This window comes from bacterium (assembly GCA_016873475.1).
Taxonomy (GTDB): Bacteria; Krumholzibacteriota; Krumholzibacteriia; order JACNKJ01; family JACNKJ01; genus VGXI01.
In genome coordinates, this window is record VGXI01000153.1 from 1 (window position 1) to 7,787 (window position 7,787).

The 7,787-nt window shown below is 72.7% G+C and carries 5 protein-coding genes, 1 tRNA gene and 1 pseudogene; 1 reads left to right on the forward strand and 6 read right to left on the reverse strand.

Annotation, left to right across the window (positions count from 1 at the left end):
* Positions 1-28: 28 nt before the first annotated feature.
* From FJ251_11525 to FJ251_11535, 3 genes and pseudogenes are all read right to left on the reverse strand, one after another.
* Entirely contained in the window at positions 29-1,042 is a 1,014-nt protein-coding gene (locus FJ251_11525) for a UPF0365 family protein (protein MBM4118347.1), read from the reverse strand.
* 30 nt (positions 1,043-1,072) lie between these two features.
* Entirely contained in the window at positions 1,073-1,801 is a 729-nt protein-coding gene (locus FJ251_11530) for a hypothetical protein (protein MBM4118348.1), read from the reverse strand.
* 27 nt (positions 1,802-1,828) lie between these two features.
* Positions 1,829-2,599, reverse strand: a pseudogene (locus FJ251_11535) (hypothetical protein).
* Here FJ251_11535 and FJ251_11540 point away from each other — a divergent pair.
* Positions 2,558-2,633, forward strand: a tRNA-Ala gene (locus FJ251_11540). The pseudogene FJ251_11535 and the gene FJ251_11540 sit on opposite strands and share 42 nt — an antisense overlap.
* Positions 2,634-2,740: 107 nt before the next feature.
* On the opposite strand, the gene FJ251_11545 is transcribed toward FJ251_11540, so the two are convergent.
* From FJ251_11545 to FJ251_11555, 3 genes are read right to left on the reverse strand one after another with little or no spacing between them, the layout of a single operon-like run.
* Positions 2,741-5,521: a hypothetical protein gene (locus FJ251_11545; protein ID MBM4118349.1), complete on the reverse strand. Its 2,781-nt coding sequence runs from the start codon at positions 5,519-5,521 to the stop codon at positions 2,741-2,743.
* Between the two features lie 9 nt (positions 5,522-5,530).
* Positions 5,531-6,523, reverse strand: a complete 993-nt coding sequence (locus FJ251_11550; GenBank protein MBM4118350.1) for a hypothetical protein — start codon at positions 6,521-6,523, stop codon at positions 5,531-5,533.
* A complete protein-coding gene (locus FJ251_11555; protein MBM4118351.1) occupies positions 6,486-7,775 on the reverse strand; it encodes a hypothetical protein in 1,290 nt (429 codons plus the stop codon). Before FJ251_11555 ends, FJ251_11550 begins: the two co-directional genes overlap by 38 nt.
* Between the last annotated feature and the right edge of the window lie 12 nt (positions 7,776-7,787).

A 7,787-nucleotide genomic window follows, 5' to 3' on the forward strand; every position in this document is an offset into this window, starting at 1 on the left:
GGATGAGGATGATCAGGGAGTCCACGGCCTAGCTCCCGGGCTTCTTCTCGCCGTCGGTCTTCTCGTCGCCGGCGATGGAGTCGCGCATGGCCGTGTCGCTCTGGATGTTCTTCATCCGGTAGTAGTCCATGATGCCCAGATTGCCGCTGCGGAAGGCATCGGCCATCGCGCGCGGCACCTCGGCCTCGGCCTCGACCACGCGGGCGCGCATGTCGACCACCTTCGCCCGCATCTCCTGCTCGGCGGCGACGGCCATCGCGCGGCGCTCCTCGGCCTTGGCCTGGGCGATGCGCTTGTCCGCCTCGGCCTGGTCCGTCTGCAGCTGGGCGCCGATGTTCTTGCCCACGTCCACGTCCGCGATGTCGATGGAGAGGATCTCGAAGGCGGTGCCGGAGTCCAGGCCCTTCGCGAGCACGGTCTTGGAGATGTTGTCCGGGTTCTCGAGCACGGCCTTGTGGCTCTCCGAGGAGCCGATTGTCGAGACGATGCCCTCGCCGACGCGCGCGAGGATCGTCTCCTCGCCCGCGCCGCCGACGAGGCGGTCGATGTTCGCGCGCACGGTGACGCGGGCGATGGCGATGAGCTGGATGCCGTCCTTGGCCATCGCCGCCACGTTCGGCGTCGTGATCACCTTCGGGTTGACGCTCACCTGCACGGCCTCGAGCACGTTGCGGCCGGCGAGGTCGATCGCCGTCGCCCGCTTGAAGCCGAGCTCGATGTTCGCCTTGTCGGCGCTGATCAGCGCATTGACCACGCCGGTCACGTTGCCGCCTGCGAGGTAGTGGCTCTCCAGGTCGTTGACCTTGAGGTCGAGGCCGGCCTTCGTCGCCGCGATGAGGGGCCGGATGATCGCCGGCGGGCTCACCTTGCGCAGGCGCATGCCGACCAGCGTGAAGAGGTTCACGCGCACCCCGCTGAAGAAGGCCGTGATCCACAGCCCGACGGGGATGAAGTAGGTGAACATGATCAAGCCGATGACGATGATGGCGACGATCAGGAAGAGCAGCAGCTCCGTCGCGATCGCCAAGAGGGGGAGAAGCATGGCACTCCTTTGCTGAAGGTGCGGGCGAGCCTAGGCCTCGCCCGATTCCGCGAGTTCAACGACGATGCGGTTGGCCTTGATCTCGATCACGGTGACCAAGGCGCCGCGGGCGATGTAGTCGCCCGAGCTGATGACGTCCAGGCGCCGCCCCTCGATCTCGACGACGCCCGCGGGCCGCAGGTCGCTCAGGCAGTGGCCGCGCTTGCCGAGTAGCGGCTCGCCCTCGTGGCGGTCGGCGTGGAAACCGACCGCGTGATCCTGGCGGTCCTCGAGCACGATGGCGCCCATCCAGCGCGCCTGGGGCAGAAAGCGGAGCAGGCCGAGGAAGAGCGCCAGGGTGACGGCGAAGGAGCTGACGAGCAGCATGAGGGCGGCGCGGATCTCCTCCAGGCCGCCGTGCGGCGAGACGCGGCTGAGCAGGAGACCGGCGATGAGCATCAGGATGCCGGCGACGCCGGGCGCCCCGAAGCCGGGGATGACGAAGACCTCGAGGGCGAGCAGCAGCAGACCGCCCAAGAAGAGCAGCAGCTCCACGTTGCCGGCCAGGTTGACGAGGTAGTGGCTGCCGAAGTAGAGGGCGAGGCAGATGACGCCGATCAGCCCGGGGATGCCCAGGCCCGGCGAGCGCAGCTCGAGCAGCAGAGCGAGGCCGCCGATCGAGAGCAGGAGACCGGCCAGCACCGGGTGCGTGAGGAAGCGCACGAGGCCCTCGGACCAGGTGGGACTCGCGCGCACGACACGGCGCTCCTCCCAGTTCATCAGCGCGAGCAGGCCGCCGCGATCGACGACGACGCGGTCGGCGATCCCCTGGGCCAGAGCTTCCTGGCCGGTCAGCGTCAGCAGCTTGCCGGCCTCGTCCAGGCCCTCGATGGCGATGTCCGCGTCGACCATCGCCTCGGCGACCCGCGCGTTGCGGCCGCGGGCCTCGGCGGTGGCTCGCATCTCGCCCCGCATGTAGGAGACGGTCTTCTCGTCGGTGGGGCTGGAGTCGCTGCCCGGGCTGATCTGCACGGGCTGCGCGGCGCCGATCGAGGCGCTCTCGCTCATCACGAGGGTCTCGGCGGCGAGACTGATCAGGGCGCCGGCGCTGATCGCGCGACCGGAGACCCAGGCCACCGTGGGCAGCTTGCTGGCGAGGATGGCGTCGCGAATCTTGACCGCGGCGTCGATGCGGCCGCCGAAGGTGTCCACCCGCAGCAGGATCGCGTCGGCTTCGCCGTCCTCTGCTTCCTGGATCGCCCGCTCCACGAAGGGCGCCAGCCCCATCTCGATCGTGCCCGTGATGGGGATCTCGGCAACGCGGGCCGCCCCGCTCCCGGGTAGGGCCGCATTCGCGACAGTTGGCGCCGCGGGGATGGCAACGAGGAGAAGGAGCGAGAGGAGCGCGGTGGCGAGACGCCGGCCGATCGGGGCGGGGCGGCCGGCGCTGGGGCGGCGGGCGATCCCTGAAGACATTCGAAACCCCCTTTGCCTCTTGACTTTGCACACACTGCTGCCTACTCTGCAAGCCGTTTTGGGGCCGTAGCTCAGCTGGGAGAGCGCATGACTGGCAGTCATGAGGTCAGGGGTTCGATCCCCCTCGGCTCCACCTGATTCTGCCCCGAGGCCTTCTCATCCCAGCGGGTGGGAAGGCCTCGTCGCTTATCGGGCCTTCCCGCAGTCGGCAACGCGCGCTCTACCAGCCGTCCGGCCGCGAATTCAGGCGTCCGCCGCGAACTCCAGCTCGAGGCCGAGGATCGCATGCGGCCCGAGCTCCACCTCCAGGGCCGCCGGACCGGCCAGCGGCAGCGCGCCGCCCCGCGCTTCGATCAGGTTCGTCCGCCAGGCGCCGGCCAGCGGTCGCCCGAATTCGATGCGCTCCTCCGTCTGCTCCCCGCCCAGGTTCCAGAGCCGCAGCACCAGCGTATCGCGCTCTTCGTGGCGCTTGATCGCGCTGATCGCCACGCGCGGGTTCGCCTTTCGGAGCAGGCTGCGGCCGCCGGGGACGAGACCCGCGCTCACCCCCTGGCCGCCGACCGGCGGCAGGCGCCAGACCTCGCTCGCGCCCTTGATGTCGGCCTCCAGGGGATCGCCGGCGAAGGGGAGCAGCGCGTAGCGCGCGCGCTGCGGTCCCGGGCACTGCGCCTCGGGCGTGGGCAGCGTCGGGCCGGCGTTCTGGCGGCGCCGGCTGGGGAAGTCGTCGCGGGAGAGCCAGCCCACGCAGCGCAGCAGCGTGAGGCTGATGCCCGCGCCCGCCGGCCCCGCCAAGGGGTGCAGCTCCGGCAGGCCGTCATTGAGGAGCGCGAGGCCGCCCTGGCTATCCGCGAGCAGCGAGAAGTCCTGCTGGGGATAGCTGCCCGGGTGCGGCTGCAGCCAGTCCGCGCCCGCGGGCGGCGTGAGGGGCCGCCCGTTGAGCAGGAAGTGCCCCTCGGAAATCACCTGCTGCGCGGCGATCGCCGTGCGGAACTCCGCGCGGAGGCGGTGATCGCGGGCACGGTTGTCGATGCGCGTCTCGATCTCCACCAGCGGACTGCCCGCGCTGAGCGTGACGCGCACCTCCACGGGGCAGACGGCGGTCTCGACCGCGCGGCCGGCCCGCGCCGCGTCGAGGCCGATGGGGAGGGGCCAGTCGAAGCGCGCCGCGAGCGTGGCGCGCGCGGCGCCGGCCTCGAGGCAGACGACGGCGCCGGGCAGCCCGGCGGCCGCACGCCGGTCGGGCCCGGCCTCGCGCGCCGGCGAGTAGTCGTACTCGTCGCCCGCGTCCTCCTCGTCGACCAGGCGGTGCAAATTCGGGTACTCGCGGCCGCTCGCGCGATCGAGCAGGTCGAGGCTGCCGTCGGGGTGGAGCCGCACGCAGACCAGGCCGTTGTCCAGGGTCCCGGCCGCCCTGCGCACCGGCTCGCCCGTGAAGGGCGGGGCCGGCGCGCCCGTCTCCGTGAGCTGGAAGCTCGCGTGGCCGAGGGCGGGCAACTCGGCCTCGAAGCGCAGCGAGACGAAGCAGTCGGCCGTGGCGGCCTCGCGCGCCGGCCGCAGGATGCGCCCGCCGAAGCTCTCCCGGTAGCCGGCGAAGCGCGCCTCCTGCTCCTCGCCCGAGAGCAGCGCGCGGTAGTCAACGCCCCAGAAGCGCTCGACGAAGTGGCGCGCGCGGATCTCGCAGGGGACTTGGCGGCCTGCCTCATCGGCGAGCCCGAGGCGGTCGAGCGCGTAGCCGAAGGGCTGCAGCACGAGCAGGCGCTCGACGATCGCCCGGCGCGGCACGGGCAGGGGATTGAAGAGCGTGATCACCGCCGCGCGATCCTGGGCCGGCTCGGGGCCGAAGCGCGGCGAGAGGTCGCCGAGCCGGCGCGCGGCGAGCTGCGTGGCCGTCTCGCGGACGCCGGCGAAGCGGGGCAGCATCTCCCGGTGCACGGCGTCCGTGCTGCAGCCGCAGATCGAGTCGTGCGGATGGTTGGCCAGGAGCAGCCGCCAGGCGGCGTTGAGCGCCCCCGCGGGGTAGTCCAGGCCGTGCAGGAAGTGCGTGGCGGCGAGCAGCGGCTCGGCGATCCCCGCGAGCAGGCGCTGGCACTCGGCGTTGGCCTGCTTGAGAGGCAGCCGAGCGGACCAGACCCCCGAGAGGATGGGGTGCTCCATGCCGCCCAGGAGCTCTCCGCGGTGGACGGCGTGCGCGCCGCCCGCCGCGCGCAGGGCGGCCAGGTACTCGGGCAGGCTGCCCGAGCGGAACTCGACCTCCGGCCAGGCCGCGCGCAGCGCGGCGAGCACGCGGCCGAACTCGCGCTGGACGGGGAAGTGGTCGCAGCCGTTGTTCAGCAGCCAGACCGCACTGCTCGAGCGCGTGGCCAGCTTCGCGAAGAGCGCGGCGACCTGCTCCACCGCCCGCTCGGGGTGCACGGCGCGCCGCGTATGCGCATGCCAGATCTCCGCGTGGCCGAGCCCGCCGGCGTTGCAGTAGCCGCCGCCCTGGTTCACGGCGAGCACGCGGCTGCCGTCGGGCGCCTCCCAGTCGAACTCGAGACCGCAGGCGGCGGCTGCATCGTCATTGCCCCGCGTGTAGACGAAGCTGTCGATGCCGGCGCCGCTGAGGAGCTGGGGCAGCTGCGCGATGTGCCCGAAGCTGTCGGGCAGGTAGCCGACCGGCTGCGCGCCGCCGAAGGGCGCCGCCGTCTGCTGGCCGATGAGCAGGTTGCGCAGCAGCGCCTCGCCGCTGACCAGCAGCTCGTCGGGCAGGACATACCAGGGTCCGATCGCCAGACGGCCCGCGGCGACCAGCGCCGCGACGCGCCCGGCGTCCTCGGGCCGCACGGCGAGGTAGTCGGCGAGGGCGATCGTCTGGCCGTCGAGGAGAAAGTGGCGCAGTTCGGGCTCGCCGCCCGGCTCGAGGGCGGCCAGCACGCCGGCCACCACGCGCTCGAGATCGACCTGGAACTCGTGGGCCGTCTGGTACCACTCGCGGTCCCAGTGCGTGTGCGAGACGAGGTAGACGGCGCGGGGCGCATCGGGCACGGCGACCCCCTAGTCCTCGCGGCAGGCGGCGAGCAGGCTGCCGACGCTGCTCTCGGCCAGCCCGATGCAGGTGTCCGCCGCGCCATAGTAGAGGAGTACGCGCGCCGTGGCCGGCGCCGGACCCGTTCCACCCTGCTCGGCCAGCACGAGCCCGCTCGGGAAGACGACGTTCGGCACCTGGCCGCAGAGCTCCCAGGCCTCGCGCGGCTCGAGCAGGTTGCGCCGCGTGCGGGCGAGGAGCCGCTGCGGGTTCTCGGCGTCCAGCAGCAGCGCCCCGACCTGGTAGATGTTGACGCTGCCGTAGTGGGTGGCGACGCCGTGGTAGAGAAGGAGCCAGCCCGCCTCCGTCAGGATGGGCGGCGGCCCGGCGCCGATCAGTTCGTCCCAGCTGCGCGGGCGGCCGCTGGCCACGGCCCCGAGCGGGCGCCAGGCGAGCAGGTCGTCCGACTCGCTGAGCCAGATCTCGTCGCCGCTCACGCCCAAGCGGTTGGGGCGATCCAGGCGCAGGAAGCGCCCGCCGATGCGCTGCGGGAAGAGCACGCCGTTGCGGTTGCCGCCCGCCGAGACGAGCCCGCGGAACTCCCAGCGGGCGAGATCTTCGCTGACGGCGAGACCGAGCTCGCAGCGCTCGTCCAGGTCCAGCGCGAGCAGTGCGTAGTGCCGCCCCGCGAGCGTCGTCAGGCGCGGATCGTAGACGTGGTGCACGCGCTCGCCGAGCTGCTCGAGGCCGGCGAAGGCGACCAGCTCGCGCGCGATGCGAAAGCGCAGCCCGTCCTCGCTCGCCGCCATGACGAGGCCCGTCTCGCGGCCGCGGCTCTGCACGCGCAGCATGAGGTGGACTCGGCCGCCCACCGCGAGGGCGCCCGGGTTGAAGACGCTCGTCGGATCGGCGAAACGGGGATCGGCGAGCGCGAGATCCGTGCGCGTGAGCAGGGGACCGGCGCCGAGGCGGCGAAAGGCCATGTCAGCTCCCTGGAGTCGGCTCGCGCACGCGGCCGTCATCGAGTTCGTTGCGCACGCTGCCGTCCAGGTGGCGGAAGAGGCGGCGAATGTCGCCGAGGCCGCCCGTCGTCAGCCAGATGATCGAGATCACCGTGACGGCCACCTGGACGATGACGTAGACGCCCCAGTAGCGCGCCCAGCCGCGGCTGACGGGGTCGAGCGTGGCGAGACCCCGCGCCGCGGCCAGCTGTGCGCGCTCGATGCGGTCCGTGGCGGTCGCGGCCTCGGCGAGGCTGGTCCAGCCGCGGTGGAGCTGGGGATCCAGCGCGACGGCCGCCTCGAGGTGGGGGAGCGCGGCCTCGGGATCGCCGGCCTTGAGCCAGCACAGGCCCAGCCGCTGGCGCAGCAGCGGATGATCGAGGGTGGGCGCGGCGGCCAGCAGCGAGTCGAGGCGCTGCGCGGCCGGCGCCCAGGCGGCCGCCGGCGTGCCTTTCCCCTGCAGGAGCGCCTCCGTGGCGACGAGGGCGCTGCGCGCGGGCTCGGCCACCGCTGCGTAGTCCGGCGCCGGCGCGCGGCGCGAGAGACTCCAGATCGTCCCCCCGATGAAGACGAGCACCCAGAGGCCCGTCCAGGCATAGGTCAGCGCATAGATGACCTTGTCGCCGCGCGTGAACTCGCGGCTGACGCCGAGCGCCCGCCAGCCGCGCAGGGGCGCGGAGTCCCCGACGGCGGCCTCGGCGGCGATCGCGTGGGCGCCGCGGTGCAGGGTGCGCTCGAGGTCGTGCGCGCGCCGCGGCCCGAGGAGCGAGACGCCGACGTAGAGCAGGGTCGAGGCGAACATCGCGAGTGCCCAGTACTGCTGCCCGTTGATGCCGTGGAGCCAGGCGAGCGCCTGCCAGCCCAGGCGCGGCAGTAGCGGCAGCGCCTCGCGGCCCCCGGCGAAGAGCGCGGGATCGAGCCGGTGGATGAGGATGCCGCCCACGGCGATCGTCGAGCCGACGAGCATCGCGGTCCAGGCGGCCGCCGCGCTGCCGCGCTTCCAGTAGAGCCCGCCGATGATCACCGCGCCCGAGCCGCCGGCGAAGATGGCGCCCGTGATCGCGAAGAAGAGGAAGATGTACTCGCTCTGCTTGAAGAGCAGGCTGAAGGCGAAGGCGAAGACGGCGACGCCGAGAATGGCCAGCCTGAGGAGCATCAGGTGCCGCGCCGGACTGAGCGGCCGCTGGCGCAGGGGCATCACCGTGTCCTGGATGAGGATGCTGCCCCAGGAGTGCAGGTAGGTGGCGTGCGTGGTGACCGAGGCGGCCAGCATCAGGGCCGCCCC